Raw genomic sequence first — 18,247 nt, forward strand, 5'->3', positions numbered from 1 at the left:
GCTGCTTCAGTGCTGACCGCCGCGCACCCGCTGCAAAGTTTCGCTGGGCGTTTCGCCAAAGCGGTTGCGGTATTCGGCACTGAAACGGCCCTGGTGGGCAAAGCCCCAGCGCATGGCCAGATCGGCCAGTGTCAGATGCGGTTCGTTGGAGTGAATCAGTTCGTGGCGCAGACGATCCAGCCGAACCTGGCGCAGATACTGCATGGGGCTGACCCCGTAGTGATCCCGGAAAGCCTGTTGCAACGTGCGCGAACTGACGCCCGCAATGGCGCTGAGCTCGTCCACCGTGACAGGCAGGTGAGCCTGTTCATGCAAATGGCTGGCGACTTTTTTCAGATGGCGCGGCAGGATGCGGGTCGGGTTGACCGGCTGAATCTGGGCAGGCGGGTGCAGGTCCAGCAGGGTCGTCACGGCCAATTGCTCCAGCTGGTTGATAATCAGCGGAGAGCGTCGGATGTCCTCGTAGTTGCGCGCGCAGTCCAGCACATAACGCAGCATGATTTGCCAGGAAGGCTGGGTATGCGCCTGCAGGCGCACCGGAAACAGCAAACCTTGCGGGCCCACATCCAGGCCCATGCCGCGGGCGGCCTGCTCGACCAGATTGCGATCGATCTTGAGCATTAATTGCTCATTATTGGCGTGCCAGATCATATCCACATCCTCGTTGGGGTTGAGGATGGTGGCCGCATAGGGGCTGGAGTCCACGGTCTGATTGCCGCAGCGCACCTTGGCGGTGCCGTACTGAGGCATCTGGATCAGGTAAAAACCGGCCAGATGATCGGGTTGAATGTGGACGTCGGCGCCATAGCCCAGGCGGCTCAAGGCGACCTGACCAAACTGGGCGTGGCGCAGCCGGGTTTGCAGGGTCTGGTCGGCACGTAACTGCTTGAGCTGGTGCGACTTGATCATGTCGCTGACAGATTTGCGCACCTGTTCCAGGTCAGCAGAAGCTACACGTGCCCAGTGATCGGGCTTATTTTCCATGTTTCATGCGCCTAGATGGTTCTGAAAGACAGGAAGGAGACATAAAACCTTGAGTTTCAACGGTTTGCAGCGGCTTTATTTTAGTTGTAAAGTATATCAGTGGGCCATCGGGATTTCCCGCAGTCCCGTTTAGTTTCTTGTGTTTATTAATCGAGAGAACCGTGCAGAAAGACTTTCACTTTTATGAACCCACCCAAGGCCATGGACTGCGCCACGACCCCATCAGCTCGATTGTGGGTCCTCGTGTCATTGGTTGGATCGGCACTAAAAGCAAGGATGGCGTGCTGAATCTGGCCCCATACAGCTTCTGCAATGTGTTTAACTACCGCCCTCCCGTCATCGCTTTTTCCAGCGTGGGCTACAAGGATAGCGTGCGCAACGCCATTGAAACCGGCGTTTTTACCTGGAACCTGGCCACGCGTGATCTGGCCGAGCCCATGAACATGACCAGCCTGGAACAGGACGTGCGCGAATTTGAAGTTGCTGGCCTGACACCTGCGGACTCCCGCCTGATCGATGCCCCCCGTGTGGGCGAGAGCCCTGCCTCGCTGGAGTGCAAGGTGACGACCCATTTTCAGTTGAAAGACTCGGAAGGCAAGGACCTGAATACCTGGATGGTTCTGGGTGAAGTGGTGGGTGTGCATGTGTCGCCCAACAGCATTGTGGACGGCATTTACCGCACCGCTATCCCCCGCCCGATTCTGCGTGGCGGCGGCCCCGGCGATTATTTTGAGATTACAGACCTGACCTTGTTTGATATGCCACGCCCCAAGTCCTGAGCGGCATGAAGCAACAGGCGTCAGAAGCGCTGCTGGGCGGCTATTGAGCAGGCTTGCAGGCAAGGATGCCCAGGATGAAAAACCAACGGCGCCGCAAGGCGCCGTTGGTTTTATGTGGGCTCAGGGAGAGCCGGAGTGTTTAGGCGGTTTGGCCTGTCGAGGCACATCCGGTGGCCCGGCGGCCCGGCGCTCCGGCTATCTGGTGTTTCGGTAATGTCGCAGTCGGGCAGGCTCAGCGAACTTGCTGCTTCGCACTAGCCCGATGACCTGTCGATCTGAGCGACCTGAAAGAGGCCGTCAAAGACCCGTCAAGCCGCACTGCGCACCGTAGGCGCAGATCTTAGCCCTTGGACGAACCACCCGCCGCCAGGAATTGTGCCAATCGAGGGCTGCGTGGCGACACCAGCACTTCTTCCGGTGGGCCTTCTTCTTCGATCAGGCCCTCGTGCAGGTACACCACTTTGCTGGACACATTGCGGGCAAAGCTCATTTCGTGAGTGACCACCACCATCGTGCGCCCTTCTTCGGCCAGATTCTGCATAACGCGCAATACCTCACCGACCCGCTCCGGGTCCAGTGCCGAGGTAGGCTCGTCAAACAGCATGACTTCGGGCTCCAGGGCCAGGGCTCGGGCAATGGCCACACGTTGTTGCTGGCCGCCGGACAAAAAGGCCGGGTACTGCTTGGCCAGATCGCGCGACAGCCCCACTTTGTCCAGATACTGTTCGGCTTTGGCAATGGCCTGGGCCTTGTCCATGCCCTGTACATGAATGGGCGTGGCCGTAATGTTCTCCAGCACGGTCATGTGAGACCACAGGTTGAAGTGCTGAAAAACCATGGCCAGACTGGTACGCAAGCGTTTGAGTTGTTGCTTGTCGACCGCAACCAGCTCGTCCGTTTTGGGGTCCAGACGGGTTTTCAGCTCCTCGCCCTTGATGACGATACGGCCGGAGTTGGGTGTTTCCAGGAAATTGATGCAACGCAGGAAAGTACTTTTGCCCGAACCGCTGGAACCGATCAGGCTGATGACGTCACCGGGTTCCGCGCTGAGAGAGACTCCCTTGAGGACCTCCAGGGAGCCGTAGCGTTTGTGAATATTCTCGATGAGCAGGTTGGGCATGGAAAGCGGTATCGTATTGAAAATAAAAAAGACCGGTGCGAGGCGGCAGAGGGGATTACAGCACAGACTGGCCGCCAGGAAAATCATTGGACCTGTGGTTTTCCCGTACAAATCTGTGGGTCTAAACGGATTTGCGCGCATTTCTGGGTTTATGATGCAGTCTTTCCCCCAGCCCTGATCGGGCTAAGGGCGCGGCGCAAACCGCGTGTTAGCCAAGCTTAGGTGTCCGTATTCGGGGACCTGTTTCTAGAGAGTGTTGTCATGAAAAAAGTGGTCCGTGCCAAGCTGCATGGTATCAAGGTGACCGGTGCCGACTTGAACTATCACGGCTCGATCACCCTGGATCCGGAAATCTGCGAACAAGCGGGCATTTTACCCATGGAGTTTGTGGAAATCTGGAATAAGGACAGCGGAGCCCGTATTTCTACATATGTGATTTTCGGTGAACCCGGCTCGCGCTGCGTGGTGTTGAACGGCGCGGCAGCCCGCACCTGTCAAAAAGGCGACACCGTCATCATTTGCGCCACTGAATACGTGATGAACTCCGAAGATCTGTATTCCCTGCGCCCTACCGTGCTGACGTTTACGCCTGAAAATGAAGTGGACGAAGTCATGCATTATGAAGTGGCCAAAACGGCCCAGCGTGATTACGACTTCCGTGTGGTACGCGACGAGCGTCCTCGCGGTGCCGAGCGCCCACTGGCCCGGGTCGACGTGGATGCCCTGTCCGCGGATCTGCGTTCGCGTGGCCTGGATGATCGTGCTATTGCCGATATCCTGTCCTGCCATCTGGCTGATTTCGCGCCTGCCGCTGCACAAAACTGATCTGGCAGTGCCGGGCCGTCATGGCCCGGCTGTTCATCAGGACATCCTCACCCTGCGCATTCAGGCGTGGTTGTCGACAAGAATAAAAGAAACGCTGCACCCACTGCCTTTGACAGTGACCGCAGCGTTTTTACATCAAGCCTGATCGCGCCCTTCTTCTACGGCATGACAAGCCACTTCCTGCGGCCCGGTTTGCAGCAAGGCCGGGGCTTCGCGGCGACAGCGATCATTGGCCAGCGGGCAGCGCGGGTGAAATGTACAGCCCGAAGGTGGGTTTAGCGGGTTGGGGACTTCGCCCGCTACCGGAATGCGGCTTTTACCCGCCCCGCTCATGTCGGGAATGGCTCCCAGCAACATGCGCGTGTAGGGGTGACGGGGCTGTGCGAACAAGTCGTCGCGTGGCGCAATTTCCACAATTCGGCCCAAATACATGACACCCACCCGGTCGGCTACGTGGTGCACCACGGCCAGGTTGTGCGAGATGAACAGATAGGTCAGCCCCAGCTCGCGCTGCAAATCCTTCATCAGGTTCAGGACCTGTGCCTGCACCGACACGTCCAGCGCCGAGGTCGGTTCGTCGCAGACGATGAACTCGGGCTGCAAAGCCAGAGCACGGGCAATCGAGATGCGCTGACGCTGACCGCCGGAGAACTGGTGCGGATAGCGCTGGGCATCACTGGCGTTCAGGCCTACCTGGGTGAGCAGCTCGGCCACTTTGGCTTGCTGCTGGGCAGGGCTCATGTCCGTGTGGGTAACCAGCGGCTCGGCAATAATGCGGCCCACGCGCCAGCGTGGATTCAGACTGGCATAGGGGTCCTGAAAAATCATCTGACGGCGCTTGCGCATGGCTTTCTGGCTGGCCTTGTCCATGGATTGCAGGGACTGACCATCAAACAGAATGTCGCCGCGTGTCAGCGAATACAGGCCCGTCAGCAAACGGGCCACCGTGGATTTGCCGCAGCCCGATTCGCCCACCAGCGCCAGGGTTTCACCCTTGTTCAAGGTGAAGCTGACACCATCGACCGCGCGCAGATTGACTTTGGGTTTGCGGTAGACCAGGCGTTCCAGCAAGGGCGGGGACACATCAAACCAGCAGGCGGCGTCCTTGACCTGGACCAGGGCTTGTTTTGGGGCGCTCATGCGGACTCCTGTGCATGCAGCCAGCAGGCTGCCTGTGTCTGAGGGGGAACGGGCATCAGCTCGGGGCGTTCGACCAGGCAGCGATCAAAACGTCGGTCGCAGCGTGGATTGAACGCACAGCCGGGCGGAATGGCATTTAGCCGCGGCATGCTGCCGGGGATTTGTTCCAGACGTTCCAGCCCACCGTGCAGATTGGGGATGGAACGCATCAGACCACGGGTATAGGGGTGGCTGGGCTGTTGAATGACATCTTGCACCGGGCCCACTTCGATGATGCGACCGGCGTACATCACCGCCACGCGGTCGGCAGTTTCGGCAATCACCCCCATATCGTGGGTAATCAGCATGACCGAGGTGCCTTGCGAGCGACAGAGTGTTTTGAGCAGGTCGATAATCTGCGCCTGAATGGACACGTCCAGGGCGGTGGTAGGTTCGTCGGCCACGATCAGCTTGGGCTCGGCCGCCAGGGCCAGCGCAATCACCACCCGTGGGCGCATGCCGCCGGAGAACTGGTGCGGATAGTGGTCGATACGCTCACGCGCGGCCGGGATGCCGGTGGCTTCCAGCAATTCGATGGCGCGCTCCCGTGCCTGTTTCCAGGACAGGGGCAGGTGCGTGACGATGGTCTCGGCTAACTGATGGCCTACGGTATAGAGCGGGTTCAGCGACGTGAGCGGGTCCTGGAAAATCGCGCCAATCTTGCGGCCACGAATCTTGCGCATCTGGTCCTGATTCAGATTGTCGATGCGCTCGCCTTCCAGCAGGATCTGGCCACCGCTGATGCGACCGGGGGCATCGAGCAAACCAATAATGGAGGAACCCGTCAGGGATTTGCCGGCGCCGGACTCGCCCACCACGCCCAGCACCTCGCCGGGAGCGATGGAAAAGGACACATGATCCAGGGCTTGGAGCACGCCGCGCCGGGTCGGAAATTCGACACACAGGTCTTGGACAGTTAAGAGTGCAGTCATGGCTCAGCTCAATTTGGGGTTCAGGGCGTCACGCAACCAGTCGCCCAGGAGGTTGACCGACAGCACCAGCAGTACCAGCATCAGGCCGGGGAAGATCGTGATCCACCATTCGCCCGAGAACAGGAAGTCGTTACCGATGCGGATCAGGGTGCCCAGCGACGGCGAGGTGGCTGGAACGCCCACGCCCAGAAAGGACAGGGTGGCCTCGGTAATGATGGCGGTGGCCAGATGCACGGTAGCCAGGACCAGAACCGGACCCATGACGTTGGGCAGTACATGGCTGAACATGATGCGTGGCGAGGACACGCCAATGACACGAGCAGCCTGCACGTATTCACGGTTCTTTTCCACCAGCGTGGAACCGCGCACGGTACGGGCATATTGTGGCCAGCCGGCCAGCGCGATGGCCCCGATCAGCACAGGAAAGGCCACAACATCGTGCATGCTCAAGGGGAAGACGGCACGGGCCACGCCGTCGATCAGCAAGGCAATCAGGATGGCCGGGAAAGACAGCTGTACATCGGCCACCCGCATGATGAAGGCATCGACACGGCCACCGGAGTAACCGGCCAGAAGCCCCAGCACGATGCCCACGATCATGGACAGGGCCACCGAGGCCAGTCCGATCAGCAAGGAGGTACGCGTCCCGTACAGCAGCGCCGAAAACAGATCGCGGCCCTGGCTGTCGGTCCCCAACCAGTATTGGGGGGAGCCGTTTTCCGACCAGGCCGGGGCCAGCAAGGCATCCATGAGGTCGATGGAGGTCAGATCGAATGGGTCGTAAGGAGCCACCCAGCGGGCACCCAGTGCGCCGATAAACAGCAGCAGGGCCATGATGGTGGCCGCAATGGCCACGGGGGAGTGACGCCAGGACCAGACCAGATCGCTATCCCAGGCATTTTTCAATTTAGCGAACATATTAATGCCCCTTGGCGCCCGACAATTGGGTGCGCAGACGTGGATCGACCAGGAAATACAGCAAGTCCACCAGCAGGTTGATCACCACAAATACCAGGGCAATCAGACAGAGGTAGGCGGCCATCACGGGGATGTCGGCAAACTGCACGGCCTGGATAAACAGCAGACCCATGCCTGGCCATTGGAAAACGGTTTCTGTCACGATGGCAAAAGCGATAATGCCGCCCAGTTGCAGACCCGTAATGGTGATGACCGGCACCATGGTGTTTTTCAGGGCGTGACCAAAGTGGATGGCGCGTTGTGACAAGCCACGGGCACGAGCAAATTTAATGTAGTCGGCGCGCAGCACTTCCAGCATCTCCGAGCGCACCAGACGCAGGATCAAGGTGAGCTGGAACAAACAGAGCGTGATGGCGGGCAGGATTAAATGCTTGATCCCGTCCCAGCTAAGCAGGCCGGTACTCCACCAGCCAAACTTCAGAACTTCCCCGCGGCCATAGCTGGGCAGCCAGCCCAGCTGTACCGAGAAGATCAGGATCAGCAAGATACCGATCAGGAAGGTGGGCAGAGAGATCCCCAGCAGGGAAAAGGCCAGAATGCTCTGTGCCATGAACCCATTGCGCTTCAAGGCGGTGTAGACGCCCAGTGGCAGGCCAATGAGCAGGGCCAGTATGGCGGCCACCACGGACAGCTCTACCGTGGCAGGCAGGCGGTCTTTCAGTAGCGTGGAAACAGGTTGGGCTTGCCGCAGGGACAGACCAAATTCGCCTTGTACGGCCTGGGAGACAAAGCGGGCGAATTGCACGGGGGCGGGTTGGTCCAGCCCCAGGCTGGCACGCAGTTCCACGCGATCTTGTTCGGTGGCGTCCTGTCCGAGCATGATGGTGACCGGGTCACCAATGTAGCGGAACAGCACAAAAGCCAGAAGGCTGACCGTCAGCATCACCAGAACAGCCTGGATGAGACGGCGAATAATAAATACCAGCATAGGCGGTCTCCTGGTAGAGCGCGAGGATCACTCGCGACCAGTGTCGTCCTTAATGTGTAGAAAGGGCCCGGCAAGGGGGCTGGTGTAGAAACGGATGACTACAAGGTAATGGGAACCAGCCCCGCACGAAGGCGGGGCTGGGGTGGGGAAAAACTTAGTCGATAGTGGTCCATTGAGCCAGCAGGCGGTTGTCCGCACGGTGGATCACGTTGACCTTCTTGGCCATGGCCCAGGGAATGATCTGGTCATGCAAGGGGATGTGGCCCACTTCCTTGGCATGGATTTCCAGAACCTTGTGGATGGCAGCATCGCGTTTGGCCACGTCGGTTTCGGTCTTGATCTGATCAATCAAGGCGTCCACTTCGGCGTTTTCGTAGTTACCGAAGTTAAAGGAGCCGTCAGCGCCCTCGCCCTTGCTGTGCATCAGGCTTTGCAGGGTGTAGAGCGCATCAAAGGTCGGCACGCCCCAGCCAAACATGTAGGCGCTGCTGTCGTAGCTCTGAACTTTGGGGAAGTAGGTGGCGCGTGGCATGGCGTTCAGGTTGGCTTTCACGCCGACCTTGGCCCACATGCCCACGATGGCCTGGCAGATGGCTTCATCGTTGATGTAGCGATCGTTCGGGCAATCCAGGGTAAAGGTCAGGGAATTGTCGTAACCGGCTTCTTTCAGCAGCTCCTTGGCGCGATCCTGGCTGTAAGGCAGGCGCTGGGCCAGCTCTTTGGTGTAGCCGTGAACCTGAGGGGCCACCATGGTGCCGGTGGGGGCGGAGGAACCGCGCATCACGGCTTTCTTGATGGCTTCAATGTCGATGGCCACATACAGGGCTTCACGGACACGCTGGTCGGCAAACGGGTTCTTGCCCTTGATGCTGCTGTATTTCAGCTCGGGGCTCTTTTGATCCAGACCCAGGTAGATGGTGCGGTATTCGTTGCCTTCCACAATCTTGGACTGTTGGCGCAGGCGTTGCAAATCCTGTGCCGGTGGGTCCAGAACCAGGTCCACTTCGCCGGACAGCAAGGCGGCGGTGCGGGTGGCGTTCTGCTTGATCGGCACATAGACCACTTCGGTGATGTTGCCTACCTTGTTGCCCTTGTTCCACCATTCTTCGTTTTCGACAAAGACGGTGCGCACGTCCACTTCACGCGACTTCAGCTTGTAAGGACCAGTACCGTTGGTGTTGCGAGCCGAAAAGGTTTCTTCGTTCTTGTTGAAGTCCTGGGGCTGGGTGACCTTGTTCTTTTCAGCCCAGTCCTTGTTCATCATGAACACGCTGGTCAACTGGCGCAGCAGTACGGGGTTGGGGGCGGCGGTGATGATATCCACCGTCTTGTCGTCCACCTTTTCTGCTTTGACGATACCGTTGACGTAGGCCTTGAAGTTGGACGTTGGCGCCATGGCGCGCTGGATGGAAAACACCACGTCGTCAGCCGTAAAAGGTTCGCCATTGTGGAACTTCACACCCTCGCGCAAGGTAAAGCGCCAGACGGTGGGTTCACGCTGCTCCCAGGCGGTAGCCAGGCTGGGCACGATCTGGAAGTCTTTGTCGTAGTCCACCAGGGGCTCATAGACATACATGCTGCCCGTGATGGTGAGGTTTTCGTTCTGAGCATGGGGGTCCAGGGTCATGAAGTCACCCTGGCTGGACCAGGTAAGCGTCTTGCTGTGGCCTACCAGGGGCAGGGAGACCAGAGCTGCCAGCGCAGCAGCCAATACTGTTTTTTTCATGAAAACCTCCTGTTGGGGTGCTTGGTGTCGCTGATAGAGAGGCTGCATAGTAACCGGGCGCTTGGCACAGGTTCAATACGTAGTTTCAGCTCGCCGTCAGCGTAACGATAATTAGTGATTTATATCATCTTGCCGCTTATTCAGTAGCCCCCAGCGTCCAGCCCACTTGTCGCTATAATGGTGTACGTATATACAGTTAACAGGCTGGCCGTGGTGACGGGACAAGAAGAAACCCCTCTGGAGCGACGCATCGCTCATGTGGATATGGATGCGTTTTATGCCTCGGTAGAGCTGCTGCGCTACCCGCATTTGCGTGGCCGCCCCGTGGTGATCGGCGGGCGCAGTGCTGATGCGCCGCGTCAGTTGCCTGACGGCAGCTGGCAACATGCCCGTCTGGCCGATTACGTGGGGCGCGGGGTGGCCACGACTTCTACCTATGAAGCACGCCAGTTGGGCGTGTTCTCGGCCATGGGTTTAATGAAGGCGGCTCAACTGGCTCCCGACGCCATCTTGCTGCCTGCGGATTTTCAAGCCTATCGCCATTATTCGCGTCTGTTTAAACAGGCCGTGGCCACGGTCTCGGACCATATCGAGGACCGGGGCATCGACGAGATCTATGTAGACCTCAGTCATAAGACCGAAGACAGCCACGCACTGGCCGAGCAGATCCGCCAAGCGGTGAACCAGGCCACGGGCCTGACCTGCTCCGTGGGCATTACTCCCAACAAGCTGCTCTCCAAGATTGCCTCGGAGCTGAACAAGCCCAATGGGGCCTGCGTGCTGACCATGGACGATGTGCCTACCCGCATCTGGCCGCTGGCGGTGGGCAAGATCAATGGGATTGGCCCCAAGTCGGTACTCAAGCTGACAGAGCTGGGCATTGGGCAGATTGGAGAGCTGGCGGCCACCCCGGCGGAGAAGCTGCAGGAGCATTTTGGCCTGCGGTATGCACAGTGGCTGATGGCCGTGGCCCACGGCCAGGACGACCGTCCCCTGACGACGGATCGCACCCCCAAGTCCATCAGCCGTGAAACCACGTTTGAGCGTGATCTGCACGTGCGCATGGATCGCTCCCGCCTGTCCTCGGTGCTGGAGTCCTTGTGTGAAAAGCTGGAGCAGGATCTGCGCAAATCTGCCATGTGCGCCCAAACCATAGGCATCAAGCTGAAGTTCGAGGACTTCAAAATCGTGACGCGCGACCTGTCCCTGCCCACTCCGGTGCTGGCGGCCGATGCCATTCTGGCCGCCGCCCGCCAGAATTTGAAACGCGCTGTGCTGGACAGACGTTTGCGTTTGCTGGGTGTGAAAGCCAGCGCTTTGCTGCCTATCAGTGAAATGCCGCAGGAGCAGCCTCGGCAACTGGATCTGGACGGTTTGTTTTAGGCAGGCAGCGCTTTGCCAGGCTGCTGCCTGGATGACAGGTTTTAGACAGACGTGCCTTAGCCACCTCCACCCCGTTACTGCGTAAAGACTTCAGGCTTAAAACGCTTTGGCGCCTGCCAGGGCGCGGATGTGTACCAGAAAAGGGACAATCCGCGGCCAGATGACCATTGTCCCAGGCATAAGCGTCCTGCCGGGGGTGGGCTGCGTTAGAATAAATTGTCCAGCCGCCGGGCTGGTTTATTTTTTTTTCATTTTCATCAAGGTTTGCCGTTATGGAATTCGATCGGGCCGGTGTACGTGCATTAATGGAAATTACCCAGCGTCCGGAGTTGGTCTTTGTGCGAGGAGAAGGTTCCTGGCTGCAAGATCACAACGGCAAGCGATACCTGGATACGGTCCAGGGCTGGGCCGTGAACGCGCTGGGCCACAGCCCTGCCAACGTGATCAAGGCGATCACCGAACAAGCGTCCAAATTGATCAATCCTTCGCCTGCGTTCTACAACGAGCCCTCTATTGAGCTGGCCAAACGCATCGTGGAGCACTCCTGCTTTGACCGCGTGTTCTTTGCCAACAGCGGTGGTGAAGCCAACGAGGGTGCCATCAAGCTGGCGCGCAAATGGGGTCAGATCAACAAGAACAACGCTTACAAGATCATTTCTTTTGAGCACTCCTTCCATGGCCGTACCCTGGCTACCATGTCCCTGTCCGGCAAACCCGGTTGGGATCGCATGTTTGCTCCTCAGGTTGAAGGCTTTCCGAAAGCCAGGCTGAACGATCTGGAATCCGTGCGCGCGCTGATCGACGATCAAACCGTGGGCATCATGCTCGAACCCGTGCAGGGCGAGGCCGGTGTCATTCCCGCTACCGTGGAATTCATGAAGGGTCTGCGCGCCTTGGCCGACGAGCACAAGCTGCTGCTGATCGTGGACGAAGTGCAAACCGGCATGGGCCGCACCGGTACCCTGTTTGCCTACGAGCACTCGGGCGTCCGTCCGGACATCATGACGCTGGGTAAAGGCATTGGTGGTGGCGTGCCGCTGTCGGCACTGTGCGCCCGCGAAGAAGTGTCCTGCTTCCAGCCTGGTGACCAGGGCGGCACCTACAATGGCAACCCCTTGATGACCGCGGCTGGCGTGGCTGTGTTCGACGAATTGACGGCTCCCGGCTTTCTGGAGTCGGTCAATGCCCGCGCCAAGCAGTTGTCCGAAGGCTTGCTGGCCATCAGCGCCAAGTGGGGCATGAACGGCGAGCGTGGCGAAGGCTTGCTGCGTGCCCTGATCCTGGATCAGGACGACGGCCCGGAAATTGTGGCCGCTGCCCGCGACCGCGCTCCAGAAGGCATGCTGCTGAATTCGCCACGTCCGAACCTGCTGCGTTTCATGCCAGCGCTGAACATCACAGCCGACGAAATCGACCTGATGCTGGCCTGGCTGGACGAAATCCTGGTCAAGGTTCGCGGCTAAGCTGTGTTGCTGCCATAAAGAAATCCGCCTTCGGGCGGATTTTTTTTGGTCTTTGGATTTTTGTAGCCCTGCGGGTCTGGTAGGCTTGCAAACCGCCGTTCCTGGCTTAGAAGTCGAGTTGCTCAGTTGTAATCCCAAGCGCGGCGGCAATGCGCTCCAGGCTGCTTTTGCGTAGCCGCTCGCTGCTCTCTTGCTGAGCATAGGCAGATTGGCTGATACCCAGGCGAGCGGCCAGCTCTGCCTGTGTCAGCCCAAGGTGTTCACGCCATGCCCGAACCGGCGTTGCACCGTCGATCGTGCTGCTGACGACGGCGTGGGGGATTAGCCCGCCGTCCTGGGCCTGGCTGGCGATGTAGTCCTGGTAGGGAATCACGACAAAAGCGGGATTGCCGTCCGGGCCATTGATGATCTGAATGTTAGTACGTACGTTCATCGCGCTTTCTCACTTCCTGGATGTCGATAATTCTTATTTCTGCGTCCCAATCAAACAGGACGCGATAGTTTCCGATGCGCAGGCGATAGCCATACGGGTGATTCGTCAGCGCTTTGATGTTTTGCGATCCGGAGCAATTGGGCATATCAGCCAAGTTGCCGACACCGTCGCGGATAGCGCCTTGGTGTTGCCTGTCGATCTTGCGCAGTTGTTTGGCGGCTTTGGGTGTCCAGAATATCGAGTTCATGGACAGAATATAAGTTAATTATAAGTTAAGTTTCTTGATATAAGTTTGGAAAAATTGCGCGGAGGCCGACAAAAACCATTTGTGACCTTTGTCCTTGCTCTCCCACGACTAACTTGAAACGCGCATGAAATAGCACATACCTCATCGTTGCCAGTGTTTAGTTTATTTAAAAAAATAATATAAATATCAATAACTTGAAGTAATTTTATCCAGCCATTAGCCAGCATAAGTAAATGATTGTTCTGTTGTGGTGCCAGGGGAAGGGAGTCGATGTAATAGAAGCTTCCAAGATTTGCCTGCAAGCGCAGGCCCACCCTTTGAGGCACTGTTTACCATGCTCCAGCATCTGTCCAAACTCATCGTAGCTAGTGCCCTTGTGCTGGCTGTTTCTCCGGCCATCGCCGCCGACTCCTTACGCATTGGCGTGGTACCCGGTGCCTATGCCGATTCCATCAATGCGGCGGCTCAGGATGCCAAGGCCCAAGGCATCAATGTCGAGGTGATTGAGTTCACCGACTGGACCACGCCCAATGTGGCAGTGGATAACGGCGATATTGATATTAACTATTTCCAGCACCAGCCTTTTCTGAAAAACGCCATTGAGAAAAACGGCTACAAGCTGGCCAGCGCGGGCACGGGCATTCTGGCCAATGTGGGGCTGTATTCGCTCAAGCATCAGGCGGTAGAACAGGTTCCCCAAGGCGGCAAGGTAGGCATCGCCAACGATCCCGTGAACCAGGGCCGTGGCCTGCTATTGCTGCAGAAGGTCGGGCTGATCACGCTCAAACCGGAGGTCGGTTACCTGGGCAGTCTGAATGACATTGTCGAGAACCCCAAAAAGCTCAGCTTTGTGGAAGTGGAAGGCCCGCAACTGGTGCGTATTACGGGGGATGTGGACATTGCCCAGGGCTATCCGCATTTTATCGTGGCGGCCAAGGCCTTTGATCCTTCCAGTGGGCTGGCCTACTCGGGTATTGAAGATGCGCAGTTTGCGATCCAGTTCGTGGTGAAAGCAGACCGTACTCGCGACCCCGTCATTCAAAAGTTCATTTCCATCTATCAAAACGCCCAGTCCGTGCGTGATGTGTCGCGAGCCGCGTTCAATAACGACGAACGACTCTACACCCTGGCCTGGTTGAACAAGCAAGAAGGAGCGAAGTAATGACTGCGATTTTTTCTGCTCGCCTGCCGCGCTGGGCGCTGGGCATGGTGTTGGCTGCCGTCCTTCCTTGGAACAGTGTTGCAGCGGTAATCAAAGTGGGCTCCATTCCCGGTGCAACCTCGGATGCGGTGCAAGCGCTGATCCCGGAAGGCAAAAAGCAGGGTCTGGATATTCAGTTGGTGGAATTTACGGATTGGACGCTGCCCAACGAGGCCGTCAACAACCGCGATATTGATGTGAATTTCTTCCAGCACGAAGCCTTTTTGAACAATGCCATCAAAGAGCGTGGCTACGACCTGGAATTGATTGGTCTGGGCTTGCTGCAAAACATTGGCCTGTACTCGAACAAGTATCAGTCTCTGGACCAGGTTCCCAAGGGCGCAACCGTGTCCTTGCCGAATGATCCGGTCAATCAGGGCCGTGGCCTGTTGCTGCTGCAAAAAGCGGGCCTGATTACCTTGCGCCATGGTCTGGATACCGGGGCTACGGTCAATGATGTGGTGGACAACCCCAAGCAGCTCAAGCTGGTGGAAATTGAAGGCCCGCAACTGATTCATTCCCTGCCGGATGTGGATCTGGCCGTCGTCTGGCCCAGCTATTTCGTCAGCGCTGGCCGCAAGGCGGATGCGGGCAAGGCCCTGGTCTATTCCGGCATTGCCGACACCTTTTATGCAATGGGTTTTGTTACGCGCAAAGATCGCGTCAACGACCCTGCCCTGAAACAGTTCGTGGAGCTGTTCCAGCAGTCGCAAGCGGTACGCAACACGATTGCAGACCGTTTTGATCACAACCCCAATCTGTACACCTTGCCCTGGCAAGGTGGCAGCGCAGCGAGCAAGTGATATGGCCTACACATCCGTATTACGGCGTCATGCCGATCTAGTGCGCGACACCGCCGAACAGGCCGCTGGCCAGCGTGAGCTTCACAAGGCCAGTGCGTCTGTCAAAGCGGAACGGGAACCGCGGTCCAGTGCCGTGAAGGCAGGCAGCGTGGCCTTTCGTAATCTGTCCAAAATCTATCAGTCCTCGGCAGGCGCTGTGCCTGCTTTGCAGGACATTGATCTGGACATCGAGCCGGGCAGCATTTTCGGCATTATTGGTCGCAGTGGTGCGGGTAAATCCAGCTTGCTGCGGACCATTAATCGGCTGGAGCGCCCAAGCAGCGGCCAGGTGTTGGTCGATGGCGTGGACATTGCCCGTCTGAATGAATCGGAGCTGGTGCAGCTGCGTCGCCGCATCGGCATGATTTTTCAGCATTTCAATTTGCTGTCAGCCAAGACGGTGTACGAGAACGTGGCCCTGCCCTTGAAGGTGGCGGGTGTGTCCGCGCAGCACATCGCCCAGCGCGTTCAGGAACTGCTGCAACTGGTCGGCTTGCAAGACAAGGCCGATACCTATCCCAGTCGTTTGTCGGGTGGGCAAAAGCAGCGTGTGGGCATTGCTCGCGCCTTGGCCACCGGCCCGGAGATTTTGCTGTGCGATGAAGCGACTTCGGCCCTGGACCCGGAAACCACACAGTCCATCCTGAGCCTGCTCAAGGACATTAACCGCCGTCTGGGCATCACCGTCGTGCTGATTACGCACGAGATGAGCGTGATCCGTGAAATTGCCGACCGCGTGCTGGTGCTGGAAAAAGGCCGCATTGCCGAGCTGGGCGAGGTCTGGCGTGTATTTGGCAAACCGCAGCATGACGCCACCAAGGCGCTGTTGGCACCTTTGCAACATAGCTTGCCGGAGGATTTGCAGGCACGACTGGTGCAAGAGCCGCCTAAAACCGGAACATACAGCCGCATTTTGCAACTGAGCTACAGCGGCGAAGGCGGCTGGGAGCCCGACTTGTTGCACATTGCCCGCAGCCTGCCCGGCCAGCCCCAACTGGTTCATGGCGGCGTGGACCGTATTCAAGGCCATGCACACGGACGTTTGCTGGTCGCCATTGAAGGGCATGTAAGCCTGCCCGATTTGACATCCCTGACGCAAGGCCCGGCGGCCATCGCGCATCACATTGAGGACATTGGATATGTTGTGGAATCTGAGTATCCCCGTTGAGCGATACGGGCAGGCTTTTCTGGACACACTGATGATGGTGGGCGTGTCGGGGGCGATCGCCTTTCTGGCCGGCATTCCGCTGGCGGTGCTTTTGATCGTGACGGCTCCTCATGGCTTTTGGGAGTCGCCCAAGATCAACCGGGCGGTGGGTAGCGTAGTGAATGGTTTTCGGGCCACGCCCTTTATTGTTTTGCTGGTCGCCTTGATCCCCTTCACGCGTTTGCTGGCCGGCACCACGATTGGCGTGTGGGCGGCCATTGTGCCCCTGGCAATCAGCGCGACTCCTTTTTTCGCCCGTATTGCGGAAGTCAGTCTGCGTGAGGTGGACTCGGGCCTGATTGAAGCGGCTCAAGCCATGGGCTGCAAGAAGTGGGACATCGTGCGCCATGTCTATTTGCCCGAGGCGCTGCCCGGCATTGTGGGTGGCTTCACCATCACCATCGTGGCCTTGATCAGTTCCTCGGCCATGGCCGGTGCGGTCGGTGCCGGTGGCCTGGGGGACTTGGCGATCCGCTATGGCTATCAGCGCTTTGACACGCAGGTGATGCTGATTGTCATTGCGGTGCTGATTGCCCTGGTCACAGCGGTGCAGTTTGCGGGAGACCGTTACGTGCAAAGGCTGCGTGCCCGTTGATCCGAACTCAGCCAAGGGCTGGCGCACGTAGTGGCGACGCCTTTGCAGCGAATGTTGATCTTCTTTGTTTGCTCGGACGCGCTGTCCTGAGCCGGGACGCAGGTGCTGGAGGCTGCGTCTATCCCTACCGTTTTTAGTCATTGAAAAGAGTGCCGTATGAATGATCGGATTACTCAGGGCGTAGCGTTGCCCGAAGCATCTGCAAAGCAGCGTCTGCCCTTGCCTCCCCAACAGCCTCATGTGATTGGCAGCGAGGCCGAAGCCATCGCCGTTGCCCGACAATTGGCCACTGAATTTGCTCAAACCGCTGCCGAGCGCGACCGCCTGCGCCAGCTCCCCTGGGACGAGATAGAGCGCTATACCGCCAGTGGCCTGGGTGCCATCACTATCCCCAAAGCCTATGGCGGTCTGGAAGCTTCCAACGAAACGCTGGTGCAGGTGTTTGCCATCATCAGCGCGGCTGATCCTTCCCTGGGTCAGATCCCGCAAAACCATTTCGCGCTGATCCAGAACCTGAAAGACACCGGCACCGAATCTCAAAAGCAGCGCTGGTTCCAGGCGGTGCTGCACGGCGCACGTTTAGGCAACGGCGGACCGGAGAAAAAGGGTAAGGCAGCGGTGATGACGGACGTCACTGCCCATCTTGCTCGGGCAGCAGATGGCAGCTTGCGCGTTAGCGGCACACGTTTTTACTCCACTGGCGCTTTGTTCGCGCATTGGATTCCGTTCCGAGCCGCGGATGAGCAAGGCCGGGGTGTGCAGGTCTGGGTACGCCGCGATGCACCCGGTGTGCAGGTGATTGATGATTGGAATGCCTTTGGGCAACGCACCACCGCCAGTGGCAGTGTGGTGTTCGACCGGGTTCTGGTCGAGGAAGACCATGTGCTGGAAAGCTGGCGTTTCGTAGACAAACCGTCCTTGTCGGGCCCGATTTCTCAATTGATTCAAGCCAGCATTGACGCCGGTATCGCCCAGGCTGCCCTGCAGGATGCGCTGGAATTTGTGCGCAATCGCGCGCGCCCCTGGACCGACTCGGGTGTGACCAGCGCCACGCAGGACCCTCACATCATTCAGGAAGTGGGTGCCTTGCAGATTGAGGTGGATGCCGCTCAGGAAGTTTTGCTGGAGGCAGCGCGTTTGCTGGATGAATTGGCTGCCAAGCCCGTCGATGCGGATAGCAGCGCCCGTGCGTCGGTGGCTGTTGCCGAGGCAAAAATCCTGACGACGGAAGCCGCCCTGAACGCCAGCGAACAGCTCTTTGCCTTGGCGGGCTCATCGTCCACCCGTGCTGCTCATAACCTGGATCGCCACTGGCGCAACGCCCGCGTACACACCTTGCATGATCCGGTGCGCTGGAAATACCACCTGTTGGGCAATTACTTGCTCAATGGTATTGCTCCCTCTTATCACCAATGGAATTGAGGC

18 protein-coding genes are annotated in these 18,247 nt (G+C 58.3%); 9 read left to right on the plus strand and 9 right to left on the minus strand.

Annotated elements, in window-relative coordinates; all coding sequences use genetic code 11:
- Positions 1 to 6: 6 nt before the first annotated feature.
- Positions 7 to 984 carry an AraC family transcriptional regulator gene (locus tag FE795_RS00335; RefSeq protein ID WP_003800638.1) on the minus strand — a complete coding sequence of 326 codons (978 nt, stop codon included), beginning with the start codon at positions 982 to 984 and terminating at the stop codon, positions 7 to 9.
- Positions 985 to 1,145: 161 nt separating this feature from the next.
- Between FE795_RS00335 and FE795_RS00340 the strand changes: the two genes are divergently transcribed.
- Positions 1,146 to 1,763 carry a flavin reductase family protein gene (locus FE795_RS00340; protein ID WP_003800637.1) on the plus strand — a complete coding sequence of 206 codons (618 nt, stop codon included), beginning with the start codon at positions 1,146 to 1,148 and terminating at the stop codon, positions 1,761 to 1,763.
- Positions 1,764 to 2,103: 340 nt separating this feature from the next.
- On the opposite strand, the gene FE795_RS00345 is transcribed toward FE795_RS00340, so the two are convergent.
- Positions 2,104 to 2,883 carry an ABC transporter ATP-binding protein gene (locus FE795_RS00345; RefSeq protein ID WP_003800636.1) on the minus strand — a complete coding sequence of 260 codons (780 nt, stop codon included), beginning with the start codon at positions 2,881 to 2,883 and terminating at the stop codon, positions 2,104 to 2,106.
- Positions 2,884 to 3,144: 261 nt separating this feature from the next.
- Between FE795_RS00345 and panD the strand changes: the two genes are divergently transcribed.
- A complete protein-coding gene (panD, locus tag FE795_RS00350) occupies positions 3,145 to 3,708 on the plus strand; it encodes an aspartate 1-decarboxylase (RefSeq protein ID WP_003800635.1) in 564 nt (187 codons plus the stop codon).
- Between the two features lie 135 nt (positions 3,709 to 3,843).
- Here panD and FE795_RS00355 read toward each other — a convergent pair whose 3' ends face one another.
- The 5 genes from FE795_RS00355 to FE795_RS00375 form a co-directional block, all read right to left on the minus strand.
- A complete protein-coding gene (locus FE795_RS00355; RefSeq protein WP_003800634.1) occupies positions 3,844 to 4,848 on the minus strand; it encodes an ABC transporter ATP-binding protein in 1,005 nt (334 codons plus the stop codon).
- Positions 4,845 to 5,819 (minus strand): ABC transporter ATP-binding protein, encoded by a 975-nt coding sequence (locus tag FE795_RS00360; RefSeq protein WP_219235399.1) that lies wholly within the window; start codon positions 5,817 to 5,819, stop codon positions 4,845 to 4,847. The genes FE795_RS00355 and FE795_RS00360 overlap by 4 nt, the downstream gene beginning before the upstream one ends.
- Before the next feature lie 3 nt (positions 5,820 to 5,822).
- Positions 5,823 to 6,737, minus strand: a complete 915-nt coding sequence (locus tag FE795_RS00365; RefSeq protein WP_003800632.1) for an ABC transporter permease — start codon at positions 6,735 to 6,737, stop codon at positions 5,823 to 5,825.
- A 1-nt stretch (position 6,738) separates the two neighbouring features.
- A complete protein-coding gene (locus FE795_RS00370; protein ID WP_131071126.1) occupies positions 6,739 to 7,725 on the minus strand; it encodes an ABC transporter permease in 987 nt (328 codons plus the stop codon).
- A gap of 154 nt (positions 7,726 to 7,879) precedes the next feature.
- Entirely contained in the window at positions 7,880 to 9,451 is a 1,572-nt protein-coding gene (locus FE795_RS00375; protein ID WP_003800630.1) for an ABC transporter substrate-binding protein, read from the minus strand.
- A 213-nt stretch (positions 9,452 to 9,664) separates the two neighbouring features.
- On the opposite strand from FE795_RS00375, the gene dinB reads away from it, so the two are divergent.
- Together dinB and FE795_RS00385 are read left to right on the plus strand one after the other, a co-directional pair.
- Positions 9,665 to 10,834, plus strand: coding sequence for a DNA polymerase IV (gene dinB / locus FE795_RS00380; protein ID WP_268885614.1), 1,170 nt, complete (start codon positions 9,665 to 9,667; stop codon positions 10,832 to 10,834).
- 272 nt (positions 10,835 to 11,106) lie between these two features.
- Complete coding sequence (locus FE795_RS00385; protein ID WP_003800626.1) at positions 11,107 to 12,297, plus strand: acetylornithine transaminase; 1,191 nt, start codon at positions 11,107 to 11,109, stop codon at positions 12,295 to 12,297.
- 106 nt (positions 12,298 to 12,403) lie between these two features.
- Here the strand turns inward: FE795_RS00385 and FE795_RS00390 are convergent, their stop codons facing one another.
- Entirely contained in the window at positions 12,404 to 12,730 is a 327-nt protein-coding gene (locus FE795_RS00390) for a helix-turn-helix domain-containing protein (protein ID WP_131071127.1), read from the minus strand.
- The gene (locus FE795_RS00395) at positions 12,714 to 12,977 is read right to left on the minus strand and encodes a type II toxin-antitoxin system RelE family toxin (RefSeq protein WP_003800623.1); all 264 of its coding nucleotides are present in this window, start codon (positions 12,975 to 12,977) and stop codon (positions 12,714 to 12,716) included. Before FE795_RS00395 ends, FE795_RS00390 begins: the two co-directional genes overlap by 17 nt.
- A gap of 334 nt (positions 12,978 to 13,311) precedes the next feature.
- Here FE795_RS00395 and FE795_RS00400 point away from each other — a divergent pair, with 334 nt between their 5' ends.
- The 5 genes from FE795_RS00400 (at position 13,312) to FE795_RS00420 (ending at position 18,244) form a co-directional block, all read left to right on the plus strand.
- On the plus strand, positions 13,312 to 14,139 hold the full coding sequence (locus FE795_RS00400; RefSeq protein WP_003800621.1) for a MetQ/NlpA family ABC transporter substrate-binding protein: 828 nt from the start codon (positions 13,312 to 13,314) through the stop codon (positions 14,137 to 14,139).
- Entirely contained in the window at positions 14,139 to 14,981 is an 843-nt protein-coding gene (locus tag FE795_RS00405) for a MetQ/NlpA family ABC transporter substrate-binding protein (protein ID WP_219235404.1), read from the plus strand. Before FE795_RS00400 ends, FE795_RS00405 begins: the two co-directional genes overlap by 1 nt.
- 1 nt (position 14,982) lies before the next feature.
- On the plus strand, positions 14,983 to 16,188 hold the full coding sequence (locus tag FE795_RS00410; protein WP_219235406.1) for a methionine ABC transporter ATP-binding protein: 1,206 nt from the start codon (positions 14,983 to 14,985) through the stop codon (positions 16,186 to 16,188).
- The gene (locus tag FE795_RS00415) at positions 16,160 to 16,822 is read left to right on the plus strand and encodes a methionine ABC transporter permease (RefSeq protein ID WP_003800613.1); all 663 of its coding nucleotides are present in this window, start codon (positions 16,160 to 16,162) and stop codon (positions 16,820 to 16,822) included. The genes FE795_RS00410 and FE795_RS00415 overlap by 29 nt, the downstream gene beginning before the upstream one ends.
- A 156-nt stretch (positions 16,823 to 16,978) precedes the next feature.
- Entirely contained in the window at positions 16,979 to 18,244 is a 1,266-nt protein-coding gene (locus FE795_RS00420; RefSeq protein WP_219235408.1) for an SfnB family sulfur acquisition oxidoreductase, read from the plus strand.
- The last annotated feature ends 3 nt before the right edge of the window (positions 18,245 to 18,247 follow it).

This window comes from Alcaligenes ammonioxydans, from assembly GCF_019343455.1.
Classification (GTDB): Bacteria; Pseudomonadota; Gammaproteobacteria; order Burkholderiales; family Burkholderiaceae_B; genus Alcaligenes; species Alcaligenes ammonioxydans.